Origin of the sequence: Roseovarius sp. ZX-A-9, assembly GCF_028369135.1 — a bacterium.
In the GTDB taxonomy this organism is placed as follows: Bacteria; Pseudomonadota; Alphaproteobacteria; order Rhodobacterales; family Rhodobacteraceae; genus Roseovarius.
Genome location: NZ_JAPWHW010000018.1, coordinates 1 through 18,596, shown reverse-complemented (window position 1 = coordinate 18,596; position 18,596 = coordinate 1). Strand labels below are relative to the sequence as shown.

The 18,596-nt window shown below is 61.6% G+C and carries 15 protein-coding genes; 6 read left to right on the top strand and 9 right to left on the bottom strand.

Annotated elements, in window-relative coordinates:
- Nucleotides 1–160: 160 nt before the first annotated feature.
- The 5 genes from O3306_RS16500 to gatB all read right to left on the bottom strand — a co-directional run bounded on the left by O3306_RS16500 (nucleotide 161) and on the right by gatB (nucleotide 5,380).
- Nucleotides 161–667: a thioesterase family protein gene (locus tag O3306_RS16500; RefSeq protein WP_272009292.1), complete on the bottom strand. Its 507-nt coding sequence runs from the start codon at nucleotides 665–667 to the stop codon at nucleotides 161–163.
- A gap of 252 nt (nucleotides 668–919) precedes the next feature.
- A complete protein-coding gene (locus O3306_RS16495; protein WP_272009290.1) occupies nucleotides 920–1,426 on the bottom strand; it encodes a histidine phosphatase family protein in 507 nt (168 codons plus the stop codon).
- A gap of 20 nt (nucleotides 1,427–1,446) precedes the next feature.
- Nucleotides 1,447–2,415, bottom strand: coding sequence for a hypothetical protein (locus O3306_RS16490; RefSeq protein WP_272009288.1), 969 nt, complete (start codon nucleotides 2,413–2,415; stop codon nucleotides 1,447–1,449).
- Entirely contained in the window at nucleotides 2,412–3,497 is a 1,086-nt protein-coding gene (locus tag O3306_RS16485) for an HD domain-containing protein (RefSeq protein WP_272009286.1), read from the bottom strand. Before O3306_RS16485 ends, O3306_RS16490 begins: the two co-directional genes overlap by 4 nt.
- A gap of 371 nt (nucleotides 3,498–3,868) precedes the next feature.
- On the bottom strand, nucleotides 3,869–5,380 hold the full coding sequence (gene gatB / locus O3306_RS16480) for an Asp-tRNA(Asn)/Glu-tRNA(Gln) amidotransferase subunit GatB (RefSeq protein WP_272009284.1): 1,512 nt from the start codon (nucleotides 5,378–5,380) through the stop codon (nucleotides 3,869–3,871).
- 236 nt (nucleotides 5,381–5,616) lie between these two features.
- On the opposite strand from gatB, the gene O3306_RS16475 reads away from it, so the two are divergent.
- The gene (locus O3306_RS16475) at nucleotides 5,617–6,003 is read left to right on the top strand and encodes a winged helix-turn-helix transcriptional regulator (protein WP_272009282.1); all 387 of its coding nucleotides are present in this window, start codon (nucleotides 5,617–5,619) and stop codon (nucleotides 6,001–6,003) included.
- A gap of 11 nt (nucleotides 6,004–6,014) precedes the next feature.
- Here O3306_RS16475 and O3306_RS16470 read toward each other — a convergent pair whose 3' ends face one another.
- Entirely contained in the window at nucleotides 6,015–7,313 is a 1,299-nt protein-coding gene (locus tag O3306_RS16470) for a hypothetical protein (RefSeq protein ID WP_272009280.1), read from the bottom strand.
- Between the two features lie 183 nt (nucleotides 7,314–7,496).
- Here O3306_RS16470 and O3306_RS16465 point away from each other — a divergent pair, with 183 nt between their 5' ends.
- On the top strand, nucleotides 7,497–8,147 hold the full coding sequence (locus tag O3306_RS16465) for a transglycosylase SLT domain-containing protein (RefSeq protein ID WP_272009278.1): 651 nt from the start codon (nucleotides 7,497–7,499) through the stop codon (nucleotides 8,145–8,147).
- A gap of 6 nt (nucleotides 8,148–8,153) precedes the next feature.
- Here O3306_RS16465 and pepN read toward each other — a convergent pair whose 3' ends face one another.
- The gene (gene pepN / locus O3306_RS16460; RefSeq protein ID WP_272009276.1) at nucleotides 8,154–10,703 is read right to left on the bottom strand and encodes an aminopeptidase N; all 2,550 of its coding nucleotides are present in this window, start codon (nucleotides 10,701–10,703) and stop codon (nucleotides 8,154–8,156) included.
- 226 nt (nucleotides 10,704–10,929) lie between these two features.
- Between pepN and O3306_RS16455 the strand changes: the two genes are divergently transcribed.
- Nucleotides 10,930–11,718, top strand: coding sequence for a gamma-glutamyl-gamma-aminobutyrate hydrolase family protein (locus tag O3306_RS16455; RefSeq protein WP_272009274.1), 789 nt, complete (start codon nucleotides 10,930–10,932; stop codon nucleotides 11,716–11,718).
- A gap of 413 nt (nucleotides 11,719–12,131) precedes the next feature.
- Here O3306_RS16455 and O3306_RS16450 read toward each other — a convergent pair whose 3' ends face one another.
- Together O3306_RS16450 and O3306_RS16445 are read right to left on the bottom strand one after the other, a co-directional pair.
- Entirely contained in the window at nucleotides 12,132–14,777 is a 2,646-nt protein-coding gene (locus O3306_RS16450) for a Hint domain-containing protein (RefSeq protein WP_272009272.1), read from the bottom strand.
- A 161-nt stretch (nucleotides 14,778–14,938) separates the two neighbouring features.
- Nucleotides 14,939–15,334, bottom strand: a complete 396-nt coding sequence (locus tag O3306_RS16445; protein WP_272009270.1) for an MmcQ/YjbR family DNA-binding protein — start codon at nucleotides 15,332–15,334, stop codon at nucleotides 14,939–14,941.
- Between the two features lie 249 nt (nucleotides 15,335–15,583).
- Between O3306_RS16445 and O3306_RS16440 the strand changes: the two genes are divergently transcribed.
- The 3 genes from O3306_RS16440 to O3306_RS16430 all read left to right on the top strand — a co-directional run.
- Nucleotides 15,584–16,033, top strand: coding sequence for a methyltransferase family protein (locus O3306_RS16440; RefSeq protein WP_272009268.1), 450 nt, complete (start codon nucleotides 15,584–15,586; stop codon nucleotides 16,031–16,033).
- A 115-nt stretch (nucleotides 16,034–16,148) separates the two neighbouring features.
- Nucleotides 16,149–17,723, top strand: coding sequence for a Re/Si-specific NAD(P)(+) transhydrogenase subunit alpha (locus O3306_RS16435; protein WP_272009267.1), 1,575 nt, complete (start codon nucleotides 16,149–16,151; stop codon nucleotides 17,721–17,723).
- Between the two features lie 13 nt (nucleotides 17,724–17,736).
- Nucleotides 17,737–18,596, top strand: an 860-nt coding sequence (locus O3306_RS16430) for an NAD(P)(+) transhydrogenase (Re/Si-specific) subunit beta (RefSeq protein ID WP_272009265.1), incomplete at its 3' end; no start/stop codon positions are given.

Sequence of the window (18,596 nt, the reverse complement as noted above, 5' to 3'; positions counted from 1 at the left end):
CAACACGGCCCAGCTTAGAGCGTTTCGTGGGAAACTTGAAATACGAGTTTCCGTTGAGACGCCGACAATATTGATTTGTTGCACGGCGTTGCCACTTAACCCCGTCTCAGGTTCAGCTGGCAAGGCTTCAGGCCAGGGCTCGTCGCGCCGTCGAGGGCGTTTATCGCCGGATCGAGTTGCGGATGCTGATCCTGCGCCCGATCCCCTCGGGGCGTGGCAAGGCATCATGCGCGGCCTGCATCGCACCGAGACTGGCCATGATGTCATCCGGCATCGGTGTCACCTTCGGCCCGGTCATGTCCACATGCAGCGTCAGCCCTTCGGCCGTTGCCGCCAGCCAGCCATCTTCGTGATACAGATGCTGAAAACTGTGAAAGCGTTTGGCGTCATGATCAATCAACTGGAATGACACCCGCACCCGATCGCCCAGATGCAGCTCGCGCATGTACCGGATATGAAACTCGGCCGTATAGGTGGTCAGCTTCCGCGTTTCGGCATAATCCGCCCCGAACCCGATCAGCGGATAGACCTGATCGGCCCCGCGATCAAACAGCACCGTGTAATAGGCCATGTTGAGATGCCCGTTATAGTCGATCCAGTCCGGCTCGATCTCCATCAGATCGGACAGAAACGGGGCATTTTCGGGCTGTGGGGCAGGTTGAGGCATTCACGACGCGTCCTGTGTTCGGGGCACGTAAAGGGGTGTAGCGGCTACAGGCTGGCGAGGGAAGGGGGGGGAGTTGGGCGGAAAGCGGAAATTCGCTGCAAGTGCACAGTTTTCGGTCAACCTTCGCCGACAACCTACACAATCTTCAGCAGGACAACTTATTGCGAAGATGTTCTGGGCGTCTACACACACAGATGTTCCTATTTGGTAGTCACTTGATCAGGTCGCTCGATCGTTGCTTACGGCGGTCATTTAGCGTCGCAACGAAGCGACTTTCTCGTAGGACGACTCGATCGGCTCGGCATGCGGAATCACTTCGTGCGGATGGGCGCAGAGAAGGCGTATCACGCCGGAATGCGTGACTATGAGTGGCTTTGCGCCGACGATATGGCGGAGCGTTTCCTCTACGCGCGCCCGGAACGCCTCGGCGCTCTCGCCGCCCTCAGGATCTTGAGACCTGTTACGCTCCGATTTTGGGCGACCCTCGAAGGCACCCCAATGCCGTTCCGAGAGGCCACGGATGAACGTCACCGGTAATTCGAGGCACTCGCCGATGATGCTGGCAGTCTCTCTGCAACGCGAGAGTGGACTTGAGTAGATGGCGTCGATCCCGGCAAGCGAACCGACCGCGCTTTTTGCCTCCTGTCGCCCGCCAGCATCGAGCGGTATATCTTTCTGGCCAATAAGGATTCCGGCGCGATTCCACGTTGTCCGCCCATGACGGAGCAGAACGATCGTCGTGGGTGAATCTTTTTCCATCTCTAAATCATCGTTCCCGATCAGAGGAGTAGCGCTTCTATTAAAGGAGGGACGCCCACGTCCATATCGAGGAGCGTGAGCAGTTCGGTCTTGAATTCGCGCGCCACTTCGCTGAGCTCTTCAAATTCCAGTGTGTCCATTCCCGCAGCACCGGGCAACTCCAACTGCGACCGGATCTTCCTATTGTCGAGGGCCGACAGGAAGCTGGCGTAGAGAGCTTGGACAGGCATCATCTTGTTCAGCCCGTAGATCTGCCTGAGGCGTTCCAAAGGCGGAAGAGCGAGCAATTCGGCAAGCCTCTCTCTCTTGGTCGCCGCGTCACAGCCAACGGTCTGCCGGGCCGCCGCGATGCCTGCAAAGTAAAGGAGCATGCGTGATAGTCGCAGCTTCACGAGGCGGATTGCCCGCGGCTTGGTTGAATCGGCGGTCTTGTTCTCGAAGTCCACGCAGATCGTGCGCCAGTAACGGATCACGTCGTTGAGGAAAAAGCGCACGATCTTCTGATCGTCGAGGTCTTCGGAGACGTAACGTGCGATAAGGTCCGATCGAAGACAGTCGAAACCATCCTTGTTTGCCACCCATTCGCCCTCGAGAAGATAGAGCATCCGCCGGGTGATATACGTGTTCGTGTCGTCCTCCCCTCCGATCGTCGCCGTCAGTTGTGTGGTCTGAAGAGGACTCTCGAACACGCCGCCAGCCGCGGGCATTTTTATGCCCATTGCGACAAGGCGCTTGCGATACTCTGTCTGCGCCGCTTTCGCAGCATCAATGTCACCGCCGACCGTTAGGAAGAAGAGGTCCACGTCTGACCCACTCGTCGCTTCCCGCCTCGCGATGCTGCCATTCACGCCGATGATAAGGTCCGAATCTCCGCGAAGCAGGTCAGCCGCGACCGAGCGCAGTATTTCAAGTATCTCTTCGGACTTATTGCGAGTGCCGTCGAGCACTCTGGCCACATCTGCGCCTTTGTTCAGCTTTGCTATATTCATAGTGCTTCAACCAGTTCTTCAATTGAGACACGTCGCGTGGATTTGGTTTGTGTATAGCGCGCATCGAGTTGGCCGGGCTCGTCCAACTCGCTATCTGTGCACACTGTGAAGGCCCGATCTTTGACCATCACCTCGCCCTTCATCCAGTTGCCGGGGAGATAATCCTTCAAGGACGACCGTCGATCCGCTACGCGGCCAAGCACATCAAACAACTGCGGGTGACGCTTACGAAGCGTCCCCTCACTGCGCTCGAAATCGGTCGCATCGAATGCGTCGATGTTAGCCCTCATATAAGCCTGCGCGATAGCGTCCAGTAAGCGTCCACGTGCGCCGCCGATCAGAAGGGTGTAGACGTCATGCTTGAGCGTCCAGAACGCGTCGAATTGCGAAAGCGGAGCATGGCCAGTCTGCGCCCAGCGTCGAACCGCCCGCAGCATGGCAAGCGGCGCAGCGCGGGGCTCCATGAATGCCCGGCTGCGCGCGATGCCATCTAATGTATCGAAATTTATAGAGCCGGCGAAGAGAAAGGCATCGGGGCCATCATGATGACCATCTATCATGGCGAGCACTTCATCGGGATCGAGATTCGCGCCACGCAAGGAAGCATAGACCGCGCGTCCGGAGCGCGTCTCTCCCAGCACGATGCGCCTGGTCATCGAGTGATGATCAACGTCGAAAGCTTCCGCAAATACGGGCTCCAGCGTATGAGACAGCGGTCCATGCCCGACATCATGCAATAGAGCGGCCGCGACGAGTAGGCGGCGGCGCTGCTGGCAGAGTCCCGCCTCGCGCGCGTAGGTGTCTGCAAGGCGGGCCACGCCGAGAGTATGCTCAAGGCGATTATGCCGCCGCCTATGGGCGGAGCGGCCCGACCCGTGGCGCATGAAGTCGATCGCCCCCAGAAAGCCGATACCGGCGAGCCGACGCAGAGGTGCAGTCGACATGAGCTCGAGTGCGAAAGGATCGTCGAAGCTTATCGCCTCGTCGGAACGGAACGTCGCTTCTGCGGCCGCGAGAGGCATAAGTTCGCACGCATCCGACGGATGCGTCTCGATCCGGTGCCCTCCCATCTCATCCAACATCCACAATCCTTCCTGAACACACTGCTCGTCTGGTGCACGCGTTCTGCACAACCCAGATCAAACTTATGCATCACTTGGTTAGATGTAAGTGCTTTTTCCATCCGTGTCCAAAGTTCATACGATCAAATTTCGGTTGTGCTGTATCGCAGCATCCGCGCGTTCCGTAAAGGTCCGCATTGGGCCGTGAAGCGACGGGTTCCATGAAGCATGGCTCGGACAACCAGGCGGGCCAAACATTCCCTTCTCCGGATCAGCACAGATACACTGGCGTCGCACCCGCTCAGCAGCGGCCGCGCGGCGCAAAACATTTCCCAGCGCGCCGCGCACCGACAGGGGACCGACGTAATACCGATGTGATACCGATGCCGGGTTTACAGCCCCAGCTTGGCGCTCACGATCTGGTTGACGGCCTTGGGGTTGGCCTTGCCGCCCGTGGCCTTCATCACTTGCCCCACGAACCAGCCGGCCAGTTTGGGGTTGGCTTGCGCCTTCTCCACCTGTGCGGGGTTGTCGGCGATAATCTGGTCCACGGCGGCCTCGATGGCACCGGTATCGGTGACCTGCTTCATGCCACGTTTCTCAACGATATCAGCAGGATCGCCGCCCTCTGTATAGACGATTTCAAACAGATCCTTGGCAATCTTGCCGCTGATCGCGTCCGAGGCGATCAGGTCCACGATCCCGCCCAGCTGCTCGGGGCTGACCGGGCTGGCGGTGATATCCGCGCCCTCTTTCTTGAGTCGCCCGAACAACTCGTTGATGACCCAGTTCGCCACCAGCTTGCCATCGCGGCCAGCGGCTGCGGCCTCGAAATATCCGGCACTTTCCATATCCGCCGTCAGCACTGACGCGTCATATTCGCTCAGCCCGAAGTCTTTGACAAATCGCGCTTTTTTCGCATCCGGAAGCTCGGGCAGAGAGGCGGCGATTTCGTCCACCCAGGCCTGCTCGATCTCCAGCGGAAGCAGATCGGGATCGGGGAAATAGCGGTAATCATGCGCCTCTTCTTTCGAGCGCATCGAGCGTGTCTCGTTCTTGTCCGGATCATACAGGCGGGTTTCCTGATCGACCGTTCCGCCAGCCTCAAGAATGCCGATCTGGCGGCGCGCCTCATAGTCGATGGCCATCTGGATGAACCGCGTAGAGTTCATGTTCTTGATTTCGCAGCGCGTGCCGAGATGGGAAAAATCCTGTGTTTCCTGATACTTCTCGTACTGGCCCGGACGACATACGCTGACATTCACGTCGGCGCGCAGGTTGCCGTTCTGCATGTTGCCATCACAAGTGCCCAGATAACGTAGGATCTGGCGCATCTTCAGCACATAGGCCGCCGCCTCTTCGGGGCCGCGAATGTCGGGGCGGCTGACGATCTCCATCAGGCAGACACCGGTGCGGTTGAGGTCGACAAAGGACATGTTGGGGTCCATGTCGTGAATGGATTTGCCCGCGTCCTGCTCCATGTGGATTCGCTCGATCCGCACCAGCCGCGCGATACCCGGCTCCATGTCCACAAGGATTTCGCCCTCGCCGACGATGGGGTGGTACAGCTGGCTGATCTGATAGCCTTGTGGCAGGTCGGGGTAGAAGTAATTCTTGCGGTCAAAGGCTGACTTCAGGTTGATCTGCGCCTTCAGGCCCAGCCCGGTGCGCACAGCCAGCTCGATGCAGAATTCATTGATGACTGGCAGCATGCCCGGCATCGCGGCGTCGACGAAAGCAACATTGGAATTGGGCTCAGCCCCGAAACGGGTGGAGGCGCCCGAGAACAGCTTGGCATTCGAGGCCACCTGGGCATGCACTTCCATGCCGATGACCAGTTCCCAATCGTGTTTCGCCCCGGCAATCACGCGTGGTTTGGGGGTCTCATATGTCAGATCCAGCATGGGCTGCCCTCCTAAAGCGCTTCTCTCGGAACGCGCGCAACATGTCAGTGTGATGGGCGTTTCGAACACTCTTCGTGCCTCAAGAACAGCTCGAAACGCTTCAGGTCACGTGAGCAGGGTTCTAGGGCAGCGTGCGAAAGGGGGCAAGAGCCTGCACGCTGGCACCGGGCCAGGCTGTGGGCGCGGGGTGAGTTTGGCAAAATGGCGACAAACAGTAGCGAGCGAGCGAATTGCGATTGCAAAATACCGCAAAGGTTGATTTTCTTGGGCTAACCTCAAACGTTATAATGCTTTTCTGGGGGCTCATGGGTAAGAGTGATAAAGAACAGCGTGCTCAGGAACACGCGATAGAATTGGTTGGGGACAAGTGGACCTTGTTGCTGATTGCCGCGCTGCTTCGCGAAGGTCCGAGTCGTTTTCTGGATTTGCAGGATGGTCTGGGTGTTTCACCCAACACGCTCTCGGCGCGGCTCAAGCGGATGGAAGAGGCCGGGCTGATCACGCGGCATCCCTATTCCGAGAACCCGCCCCGGTCAGCATATGTGCTGACACCGGGCGGTTCCGCGTTATCGCCGGTTCTGGAAGCGATGCGAGAATGGGCATCGCAAAACCGCAGGGGATAGGCCGAGCGGGCTCAGATCGCAGGCAGGTGGTACATCCCCGCGGGCGAAAATGCGATACTGCTGCCATCGGAGATATCATCGGCAAAGATCGAAGCGATGGCGCGGAGCGCTGTCTGGCGGCCTTCACTGATCAAGGCGCGCCGCGTGGGCAGGCGGATCGTCTGGCCGGGGCTATGCAGCGCCTGTGTCCAGATCAACGGATGCAGTTCGTGAAGATGATCCGACAATATCCACTTCAGGTTGCCATGTAGTGCGGCGCGCACGGCGGCCGTGGCTTGGGGCGCGCCGTCCTGCGGGCGCATCGACACGGCGCAAAAGGCCGCCAGCAGGTTTGCAGTATGCTGATCCGGGCAGCGGGCCAGAATGTCGCGCAGCCCATCTGCAAAAAACGCGGTATCCAGCAGGTCGAGCGCACCGACATCCAGCGCCAGTGCATCGAGATAGACCCAAGCATAGGCTCCGGCGCCCCAGATATCGCCGGTGCGCGCGGCCGTGCGCCGCGCCTCCAGTTCCAGGGTCCTGTAATCGCCCAGGCGGCTGGGCAGCAACGTCTGACCCAGCGCGCGCATATGGCGCGGGCTGGTGGGATCAAGGTCGATGAGATCCTCGAAGTCGTCTGCCACATTGCGTTCAATGCGGGTCTGCGCCGCCAGCAGCGCGCATTCGGTCGCCGCAAGCGAGGGGGCGTTTTCGGCCAGTCCGCTGAACGGCATCAGCAGATCGGCGGCGCGGTCGAAATGCGCCTTGAATCGGTCCACCCTTACATCGGGCTGTTCGGTCAGCGGGCTGTCAGGCGCGTGGCGCCAAGCCCAGCCGATGTCGATATGGGCCGCCGCGACGATCATCGCGCGGGCGTAATCGTCCGGCGCGTCGGCGAGGATCGCTTCGAATGCGTCAATGCCGCTGCTCGGCGGGGCGGTGCCTTCGAACAGCGCGTCCTCGGCCATCGCCACAACGTCGCTGCGCGCCCCGAAGCTGAGCAACATCGCCGCAGATTCGCCACCCGGTGTCGCCGTGCGGGCCGCATCGGCGTCATGGATTGCCTCGGCCAGTTGATCCCACAATTCCTGCCGGGCAAGCTTCAGCCCGCGATCCTGAAACTCGGCGCGCGCCATTTCTTCGTCGGTGATCGGCATTGAGGGCAGGATGATCCGGCGGCTGAGCGCGTCGATGTCGATCCGGCCACTGCGGGGCCGCCCTACCGCCGCCCTCCCCATCAGGCGCGGAAATTTGCCAAACAGGGCGCGCCGCAGCTTTGCACGGCCAATGAAATTTTGCGCAACAGTCGTGAATGGCAGGGATAGTGACACTGGGTTTTCGCCTCGTGGCAGGAGTTCATTTTCTGTTGCCTCGGAGGATGCCGGGGCAATCGGGCCAAAACATGACACCGGTTTGGAGAAGCCAAGATGAAACGGCCAAATCCAGAGGGTCATTGCCTTTGATCGCGTTTCCGGCGATTATGCCGGATGATCCGGTTTGCCCTTTGTATTTGCATGATTTTTCTGGCGCCGGTTTCGGCGGTAGGGAGCGAAGACGGGTCGCTGGGCGAGATTAAACCCGTCGCACGGCCTAGCGAGATTCCGCCGACCCGCTGGGAACACCGGCCCGAGGCGGCGCGGTGGACGCGGGGTGCGCTGGCCGCGCTCCGGACCCATGGCAAGGCATTGGAAAATACCGTGCCCCGCGACATCGCAGAGTGGTGTCCGGGTTACGTAAGTGCTCCCCCGCCACAACGTCGTGCCTTTTGGGTCGGCTTCCTGTCCGCCCTGGCCAAGCATGAGAGCACATACCGACCAGATGCGGTGGGTGGGGGAGGCAAATGGTACGGTCTGCTTCAGATCCTGCCGTCAACGGCGCGCGGCTACGGCTGTATGGCGCGCTCTGGCTCGGCGCTCAAGGACGGGGCGGCCAATCTCAGCTGTGCGATTCGCATCCTGGCCGTCACCGTCCCGCGCGATCAGGCCATCGCGGTCAAGGAGCGGCGCTGGCGTGGGGTGGCGGCTGATTGGGGGCCGATGCGCTCGTCCCGTAAACGCGCCGATATGGCGGGCTGGTTGCGCCAGCAGAGCTTTTGCGCCGTGACCACGTCGCCGCGGCCCAAGGCACGGCCAAAACCGGCCGCTGACATAGCGACCGGCGATTGAGCGTCATCATCCCAGAATACGGCTGACCATCTCGTTGGTGTCGCGGCTGAGGTTCGGCTGCGCCAGAATACGGTGCAGTTGCCGTGTGATCAGTGCCTGACGGTCGGCGTCATAGCGGCGCCACGTCTCGAACGCCGAGCACATCCGCGCAGTGGTCTGCGGGTTGAGCGGATCAAGCTTGATGAGGCAATCGGTCAACAACTCGTACCCCGCGCCACTGGCATGGTGGAACCCGGCCGGTGACATCGTCAACGCGCCCAACGTGGCGCGGAACCGGTTGGGGTTTTTCAGCGTGAAATCAGGATGCTGGGTAAGTTCGCGCGCGATACGGGCCGCATCCTGCGGCGCAGCGTTCACGATTTGCAGGCTGAACCATTTGTCGATCACAAGGCGGTCGTGCTGCCATTGATCGTAAAAGGCGGCGGTGGCGGCAGCGCCGTTTCCGGCCTGCAGCAGGCATCCCAGCGCCGCCAGTTGCTGGGTCATGTTGTCCGCGCTGTCATACTGGCGCTGCGCCTGCGCGCCGCCGTCGATCCGGGTGATCATCGCCAGCGCCGCATTTGCCAGCGCCCGCGCACCAGACTGGGCCGCATCAGGGCTGTAGGGGGCCGTTACCTGATGCTGCGCATAGAGCCGGGTCGCGACGTCCTGCATCGCCTGTGCGCGCGCCTGCCGCAGCGTTTCCAGCGCCTCCCAGATCGCCTGCGGGTCGGGCGCGGTGCCGCCATCATGCAGCGCCTGCGCCAGATCATCCTGGCTGGGCAGCCCCAGTGCCAGCGCGCGGAACGCGGGGTCAAGGCTGTCATCGCGTGCCATCGTCTGAATCGCATCAAGATAACGGTCATCCGGCGCGGCGCCATCGCGGATCATCGCCAGCAGCCCTTCGCGTGCCAGTTCGCGGCCTGCCTCCCACTTGTTGAACGGGTCGGTGTCATGGGCCAGCAGGAAGGCGCGTTCTGCGGCACCCGCATCGCGTTCGATAATCACCGGTGCCGAAAAACCGCGCAAGATCGATGGCACCGGTTTTGCTGCCAAGCCCCCAAAGCGGAAACTCTGCGCTTCTTCGGTCATTTCCAGAATTTTGGTTGCTTGTACCTCGGTGCCATCTGACGCCAGCAGGCCGACGGCAATGGGGATCACGCGCGGTGGCTTGTCTTCCTGGCCCGGCGTGGGCGGTGTGTGCTGGCGCAGATGCAGCGTATAGGTGCCGTCTGCAAAATCATCCGTCACGGTCACGCGGGGTGTGCCTGCGTCATCGTACCAGCGGCGGAACTGCGTCAGGTCACGGCCCGTCGCATCCTCGAACACTTTCAGCCAATCCTCGATCGTGGCCGCATCGCCATCGTGGCGCTCGAAATAAAGGTCGAGCGCCCGGTAGTAGGCCTCATCCCCCACCAGCGTTTTCAGCATACCGATCACCTCGGCGCCCTTTTCATAGATCGTTGCAGTGTAAAAATTGTTGATCTCGACAAAGCTCGATGGCCGCACCGGATGCGCCAGCGGGCCGTTATCTTCGCGGAACTGGCGCGCGCGCAGGGCGATCACATCCTCGATACGTTTCACCGGGGCGCTGCGCATGTCTGAGGTGAACTGCGAGTCGCGGTAGACGGTCAGCCCCTCTTTCAGGCACAGCTGAAACCAGTCGCGGCAGGTGATCCGGTTGCCGGTCCAGTTGTGGAAATACTCATGCGCGATGATCGCCTCGATCCGCTCGAAATTGGCGTCCGTGGACGTCTCGGGCGAGGCCAGGACGCAGGAAGAGTTGAATATATTCAACCCCTTGTTCTCCATCGCGCCCATGTTGAAATCATCGACCGCCACGATGTTGAAAAGATCCAGATCGTATTCGCGCCCGTAAACTTCTTCGTCCCAGCGCATCGACGCCTTGAGCGCCTGCATTCCGAAGGCGCATTTGCCCTCGTCACCGGGGCGCACCCAGATATTCAGCTCTACTTCGCGGCCCGACCGGGTGGTGAATTGGCCGGGGTGGTTGACCAGCTCTCCGGCCACCAGTGCAAAGAGATACGCAGGTTTTGGCCACGGATCATGCCATTCTGCAAAGCCATCGCCCTGTGCCACCAGATTGCCGTTGGACAGCATCACCGGCGCGTCGCCTTCGATTCGCACGGAAAAGACGGCCATGACGTCGGGCCGGTCCGGGTAATAGGTGATCTTGCGGAAGCCTTCGGCCTCGCATTGGGTGCAGTACATGCCGTTCGACATGTAGAGCCCTTCGAGCGCGGTGTTGGCGGCGGGGGCGATCTCCACTTCCGCCTCCCAGATGAAGGGCGCGTCCGGTACGTCGCAGCTCAGCCCGGTCTCGGTCAGCGTGGGCGTGACAGGCGCGCCGTCGATTGCCGCAGAGATCAGCGTCAGGTTTTCGCCGTGCAGGCTGAAATCGCGGCTTTTCGCATCGGGATTGGGGCGGAATGAGATCCGGCTCAGCACGCGGGTGGCACTGGGGGATAGCCGAAAGGTCAGTTGCACGTCTGAGATCAGGTAGGCGGGCGGGGTGTAATCCGCCAGGAAAATAGGCTGGGGGGCGGCATCTTTCATGGTCTCGGTCTCCGGCGACTGGGGGGATAGCGTGCGGTTCGGACGTTATGTCACCCAAACCCACCCTTCAATGGGTGATCATGCAAACGTGCTATGCGCAGATGTCGGACAAAGGAAAGCAAACCCACCATTCCCTGCAAAAATGCGCAACCACGTGTTCGCCGAAATTGTTTTCATGCGGCGCGGCACGTTGTACCAAGGGGCAGGCTCAGCAGGCAGGATTCTCATGGCACGTCCCCTCGTAGGCATCATCGGCAATTGTTACGTGATCGAAGACCGTTACCCGGTACATGCGGGTGGGCGAATGAATTCCGAAGCCATCGCGCTGGCCTCGGGTTGCATGCCGATGATCGTGCCCAGCGATCCCGATCTGGTCACGGTCGATGAACTGCTGGCCCATTGCGACGGCTTTCTGCTGACCGGCGGACGGCCCAATGTGCATCCGCAACATTATGGTGAAACCCCGACCGAGGCGCATGGCGTGTTCGATCTGGCGCGCGATGCGATCACATTGCCGCTGATCCGGGCCTGCGTTGAACGCGGTCAGCCGTTTCTGGGCGTCTGCCGTGGCTTTCAGGAAGTGAACGTGGCGCTGGGCGGCACGCTCTATCCGGAAATCCGCGATCTGCCGGGGCGTGACAACCACCGCATGCCGCCCGACGGCACGCTGGAAGAGCAGTTTGCGCTCCGTCACAAGGTCACGTTTTCCGAAGGTGGCGTTTTCCACCGCCTGATCGGCGCGCAAGAGGTCATGACCAACACGCTGCACGGGCAGGGGATACGCGATGCCGCTCCGGGGATCGTCATCGACGGGCATGCGCCTGACGGGACGCCCGAGGCGATTTATGTGGATGGTGCGCCGGGCTTTACGCTGTCGGTGCAATGGCATCCGGAATGGAACGCGGTGAATGATGCGGCCTCGCGCCCGCTGTTTGGCGCATTTGGCGATGCGGCGCGGGCCTGGTCCAGCCAAAAACGCGGGCAAAAGCGCCCGCAGCCCCGGAAATCCGCCTAAGGTGCAGGGATGGCGTGGCCCGGAGCCGCGGTTTTCGGTCGTGCCGTCGCCTGCGTTGGGCCAGAAATCAAGATCAGGTTGGGGGGCTTCAGTCGTGCTGGGCAACCGGTGTGACCGGCGTGCCGTGAAGCGGGGCGCAGAAAAACGACCGCGCTGATGGCTGCGACGACGCCTGCGTTGTGGTGCGCCACCGTTCGGCAGGGCCTGACCGATCTGATCCGGGGGCAGCACGGCGCTGGGCACTGTTTGCCGTCTTGTCGTTTATCATTCCATCACCTCCCGGACCTCTGCGGAGCCTCCGCACAGCTCACTTTTCTCTTAGGTTCCCAGCGCCCGGTCTGGCAGGAGAATTTGGCGATAGGTGGGTAATGTTGCGGCAGAATTAGAGCGGATTTGGGTCAGAATGTGGCACATCATGCCGCCGCGCGGAGCGGGCGCGCATCTGAACACAACAGTTGCGCCTCGCGCCGCTTCAGGCAGCGGCGGGCGGTGCGGCCATGGGCGTTTGGGTTGCTGCGCAGTTCCGGAAAGATCGAGAATATCTCGTGGCGGCTGACGTTGCTGAGCGCGGAAATGCCGCTGTCGCCCGCGTGAAAGCTCTCAGTCGCAGCGCCGTCGGCAAAAACCACTTCATGCGCATCGAGCATCAGATGGATATAAGTGACATGCGTCTGCTCGATCTGGCGCACATCGACGCCATCGATCAGGTGTTTGGCCGACACCAGAACCTCGGACGCGCCAAAGAGCAGTTCGGCCCGGTAGCCTGAAAACACGATGCGATGCTGCGGCGAAACCAGCAGCGGGCAGGTGGCTCCCGGCATGACATGCTGAGCGATGTGGACCGGTGCGAACCGCCCAAGCCCCGCAACGCGGCGAGCGCCCAGCCAGCGTATTGGTTGCAGCCCGTTGTCGCGGGTCACGATCAGGTCGCCGACCCGCAGCGTCTCGATCGGGCGAGAGCCGTGTTCGGTCAGGATATGCACGCCGGGGGTGAAGCAGATGATATTCTCGATTTCGGTGAAGGTGACGACCGTGCCATCGGCCATCGCGAAATTACCCGACAACCCGCCAGCGTTGTCGTCGGTGTTGGTAAAGGTGATGTCGCTGTAGCTGACATCGGAGTTGAGCTGCAGCGTATCGCCATCGGTCTCGTCGCCTTCGCCGCCGGTGATCGAGATGGTGCTGCTGCCGGTCTCGCCCAGATCGGTCAGAACGAACAGGTCGTCGCCGTCGCCACCGTCGGCTGTGTCGCCCTCCGACAGGTACATCACGTCGTCGCCGGCCCCGCCGTCATAGACATCCGCACCACGGTTGCCGGTCAGGGTGTCGTCGCCTTCGCCGCCGATCAGCGTGTCGTCGCCATGCCCGGCGTCGATGCTGTCATTGCCGGTGCCGCCGTCGATGCTGTCGGCTGACCCGCTGCCGCCGCTGTCGACGATGACATCGTTGCCCGCGCCGCCAAGGATGGTGTCGGCGCTGTTGCCGCCATCGATGGTGTCGTCGCCACCTTCGCCATCGATATAGTCGCGCCCGGCACCACCATCGATGCTGTCATTGCCATCGACGGGCGGAATGGTGGTGAAATGAATGTCACTGATCCACACCGCCTGGGTGCCGGACTGGCCGTTCGAGTACAGGATTTCGATGTTCGAAACCGGTCCTGCGATGGTGATGAGAGCCGAACCACCCGCTTGCAATTGGCTCTCTGCCACGGCGGCGGCCGTGATGGTGTTGCCGACCACCTCGTCAGAGCCGCCGGGGGTGATGGTCACCGCCACCGGATCGCCGTTGGCGTCGAAGGCGTTGATGGTCAGGATGTCGGTGTGGTTGCCGCTGCCCCAATCGATGTCGTTGATGCGAAACTGGACGTTGCTGACCTCATCGCCGTAGCCGCTGCGCTCTGCCCCGGAAAAGGCGATGCTCGTGACCGATGTGGTGCCGTTGTCGCCGTAGAGATACGCGTTCGATGTGTCGCTGAACGGTTCACCGCTCTCGGTATAGGTCCTGTCGGTGCTCTCGATCCGCAACAGCGGTTCGGTATCGCCGCCGTCGTCAAAGCTGACGGTGACGTCCATATCCCCGGTGTTCTGGGTGAACCCGCCTTCCAGGTTGGTGTTTTCACCGCCCTGTGCACTCCAGCTCAGCGATTCCGCCGAAGCGAGCTGCGGCCCGCCATTGTCGCCATAGATCGTGTCGCTGCCAGCGCCACCATCCAATGTGTCGTCATCATTGCCGCCATAGATGGTGTCGTTTCCGGCGCCCGCCGCCACGCTGTCATCACCGCCAAGCGCATAGACCAGGTCTTCGTTACCGCCGGTGCCGGGGGCGTCATTGCCGTCGATGACATCACCATCCGGATCATCCGCATAGGCGGCATCGATCGTGTCGGCGCCATCGGTGCCGTCAACGATCCCGTCAGGGATTTGCGGGATCCCGTCCGCGAAGCTGATCGCGTAGGCGCCAGCGGGATCGCCGTTCTGGAAATCGTTGGTATCGTAGGCCAGCAGTTCGGTGCTGTTGCCCGACCCGTCCAGCAGCACGTCATTGTCGCCGCCATCAGTATAGCCCACATCGGCCAGATCGCTGCCGCTACCGGCCCAGTCGATATTTTCATAGATGTATTCGACGGTGAAATCGCCTGCGCCATCGCTGGTCAGCACCACTTGGAAAGAGTTGGTGCCGCTTCCCGAATAGGGTTGCACCTCGAGCCAGGTCATCGTGATCGTGCCCGCGCCGGTGTCGACATCCCAGTAGATCTCGCCACCTCTGTTGAGGTTCACATCCGCAAAGAACGGGGCCAGCATCGGCGTCGTTTCGGCCGTCAGATCCGATGTCTGCCAATCGGTGAAGGTGGTGCCGAACGAAATCGTGCCATTCGTGTTGAGATAGATGGTCGCGTAATCGTTGCCGAAAAAGTTGATCCCGTTCGCGCCGAAGACCGGTGTCGTGTCAATCGCGACCGAGCCGTCGTCGTTGCCGCCCGCCGCCTTGGTTGCGGTGGTAAAGACATTTTCGCCGTAACCTGCGGGGCCGCCAAGCCCAGAGTTCATCGTTGCCATCGGGCCTGCTCAATCAATCGGTTTTCTTGTTTCGCGCACCGATAAGATTCAAATGCTTTCGGCGCTTTGTTTGCGAAAAAGGTACAAATCACCTGCGGCGGGATGACGTTGATTTTTCGGCAAATTCTGGACGAATTAGGGCGATACCGCGACGCGCGGCCTCAGCGTGTGGTGGCAGCCGCCGCAAGCGCCTCGAGCGTGTCGGGCAGGGCAAGCTCGCGACGCTTCTTGCCGCTGATGCCGCCCGCGACCAGCAGGTAGGACAGCATCAGATGCTCGCGCAGCGCGGCGTCCGGCAAACCCGGCGCGGCGTAATGCTGCAACCATTTCATGCCGCGCGAGGCAAGATATGGGGCAGGGCGGATGCCCGGCTGATCCTGCAACACCTCCCAGGCGATATCCGAGACCTTGAAGGTGAACGCCGCGTCGTTGTCATGCCAGCCGCAGATCGCGAAAACCTTGGTGTCCACTTTCCACACATCTGCATTGCGCCACTGAACCACATGGTGGGTCTGCGGCAGGCGGGCGCAAAAGGCGTTGAATTCGGCACGTGTCATCGATGCGTTTCCCTCGGTCGGTCCTTCCACCCCTCGCGGACGTTCATCGCGGGCAGGGCGCTAAAGGCCCGAAGAGCGTGCCCGCAGCCCTGTTGAGCGCCCATGATCGGGGTACGGCTGCCATCCGGGATCATGAGACCCTCAACCATGTTTCGCAGCGTAGCGGATTGCCCTTCTCTGGCAAGTGTCGCAGGTTTGTGCGCAATTGCGGCAGCGGCGCTGTTCGCCGCGCAAAACGGAGTGATTCAGATGAAATGGCTCGACACACCGCCGGTCTGGCTGATCGGATTTCTGGCCCTCACGTGGATACAGGCGCACCACTTCGGGTTTGGTCTGGGATTCGGTGGTGCTTGGTCGGATTTCGTCGGCGGATTGCTGGTCGGGGGCGGTTTCCTTCTGATCGGCCTTGCCGCACTGGAATTCCGGCGCGCGCGCACCACAATCATTCCCCACCTCGAGGCGGAACGGATGATAACCTCGGGCATTTTCCGGCGGAGCCGCAATCCGATCTACCTGGGCGATGCGCTGATTCTCGCAGGTTTCATCCTGCGCTGGGAGGCGGTGCTGGCGCTGATCCTGGTTCCCGTGTTCGTCTGGGTGATCGAGACTAGATTCATCATTAAAGAGGAAAACATGCTGCGCCGCAAATTCAGGGCCGATTTCGCACGCTATTGCCAAAAGACTCGGCGTTGGCTGTAACATTCTGTATATCGCATGTCGCTTTACAATGTGAAATAACCGCAAAAATGCTTTCGGATCGTCGCGGCGCTGACGCCGCGCGGGTCTCAAAGCGATGGAATAGGGGGATAGACAGGTGAAAATCGGGACGCCTAGGGAAGTTATGTCGGGGGAGTCGCGGGTTGCGATGACGCCGGAGTCTGCGGTGCAATTGCGCAAGCTTGGGCATGAATGCGTGATCGAGGCGGGCGCGGGAGCGGCGGCGGGGTTTTCGGATGCGGCTTACAAGGCTGCGGGGGTTGAGGTGGTCAAGACCGCGGCGGCGCTGTGGAAGGCGGCTGATGTGGTGGCCAAGGTGCGGGTGCCGACCGATACCGAGATGAAGCGGCTGCGCTCTGGGCAGACGCTGATCAGTTTCTTCAACCCCGGTGCCAATGACAAGCAGCTCAAGCAGGCCGCCGACAAGGGTGCCACGGTCATCGCGATGGAGATGGTGCCGCGGATCAGCCGGGCGCAGAAGATGGATGCGCTGAGCTCGATGGCCAATATCGCGGGCTACCGCGCGGTGATCGAGGCGGGCAACAACTTTGGCCGCTTCTTCACCGGTCAGATCACGGCCGCGGGCAAGGTGCCGCCGGCCAAGGTCCTGGTGGTGGGCGCGGGCGTTGCCGGTCTGGCGGCGATCGGCACCTCGACGTCGCTGGGGGCGATCACCTACGCCTTCGACGTGCGCCCCGAAGTGGCCGAACAGGTCGAGAGCATGGGCGCCGAGTTCGTCTATCTCGACTTCAAGGAAGAACAATCTGACGGCGCGGCCTCGGGCGGTTATGCCTCTGTTTCGTCGCCGGAATTCCGCGAGGCGCAACTGGCGAAGTTCCGCGAACTGGCGCCGGAGATGGACATCGTCATCACCACCGCGCTGATCCCGAACCGCGAGGCGCCGGAGCTGTGGACCGAGGACATGGTCGCGGCGATGAAGCCGGGCTCTGTCATTGTTGACCTGGCGGCGGAGAAGGGCGGCAACTGCAAACTGACCGTCATGGATGAGAAGATCGTGACCGAGAATGGCGTGACGATCATCGGCTACACCGATTTCCCCAGCCGGATGGCGGCGCAGGCCTCGACGCTTTACGCCACCAACATCCGCCACATGCTGTCCGATCTGACGCCCGGGAAGGATGGCGTGATCGTGCATGACATGGAGGATGACGTGATCCGGGGCGCCACCGTGACCCATGCGGGCGCTGTCACCTTCCCGCCGCCACCGCCCAAGGTGGCCGCGATCGCGGCCCAGCCGAAGAAGGAGGCCCCGAAGGAGCTGACCGCAGCCGAGAAACGGGCAAACGAGGTGGCCGCCTTCAAGGCGCAGACCAAGCAACAGGTGACCCTGCTTGCCGTCGGCGGCGGGCTGCTGCTGGCCGTAGGGCTGGTGGCTCCGGCCAGTTTCATGCAGCACTTCATCGTCTTCGTGCTGGCGGTCTTCGTCGGCTTCCAGGTGATCTGGGGCGTGGCGCATTCGCTGCACACGCCGCTGATGGCGGTGACCAACGCGATCAGTTCGATCATCATCCTCGGCGCGCTGATGCAGATCGGCTCGGGCTCGTGGCTGGTGCTGATGCTGGCCGGGCTGTCGGTCTTCATGGCCGGGATCAACATATTCGGCGGGTTCCTCGTCACACGGCGCATGCTCGCCATGTTCCAGAAATCCTGAGGAGGGCCGCATCATGGAATACGGATTCACAACGGCCGCCTATGTGGTGGCGACAATCCTCTTCATTCTCTCGCTGGGCGGGCTGTCGGGGCAGGAAAGCGCCAAGCGCGCGGTCTGGTACGGCATCGTCGGCATGGCGCTGGCGGTCACCGCCACGCTGATCGGCCCCGGTTCGGGGCTGTGGCTGCTGTCGCTTCTGCTGATCGCAGGAGGCGGGGCCATCGGCGTGGTGGTCGCGCAACGGGTGCAGATGACGGAAATGCCGCAGCTTGTCGCGGCGATGCACAGCCTTGTGGGGCTGGCGGCGGTCTTTGTCGGCTACAACGCGCATTTCGAACTGGTGCGCGTGCTGGGCATGGACGAGGCGGCGCGCGCGCTGACCGACGGCTTCGCGGCGCTTTTGGCGCACAAGAGCAGCGTCGAGATCTCGATCCTGCGGGTGGAGCTGTTCCTGGGCGTGTTCATCGGGGCGGTGACCTTCACCGGCTCGATCGTCGCCTTCGGCAAGCTGGCGGGTAAGATGAACACCGCCGCGCAGAAGCTGCCGGGGGGGCACATGCTCAATGCCGGCGCCGCGGCGCTGTCGGTGATCTGCCTGATCTGGTACTTCAACAGCGGCGGGGTCTTTCCACTGTTCGTGATGACGCTGCTGGCGCTGTTCGTGGGCTATCACCTGATCATGGGGATCGGCGGCGCCGACATGCCTGTCGTCGTGTCGATGCTCAACAGCTACTCGGGCTGGGCGGCGGCGGCGATCGGCTTCAGCCTTGGCAATGACCTGCTGATCGTGGTGGGTGCGCTGGTGGGGTCCTCGGGCGCGATCCTGAGCTACATCATGTGCAAGGCGATGAACCGATCCTTCATCAGCGTCAT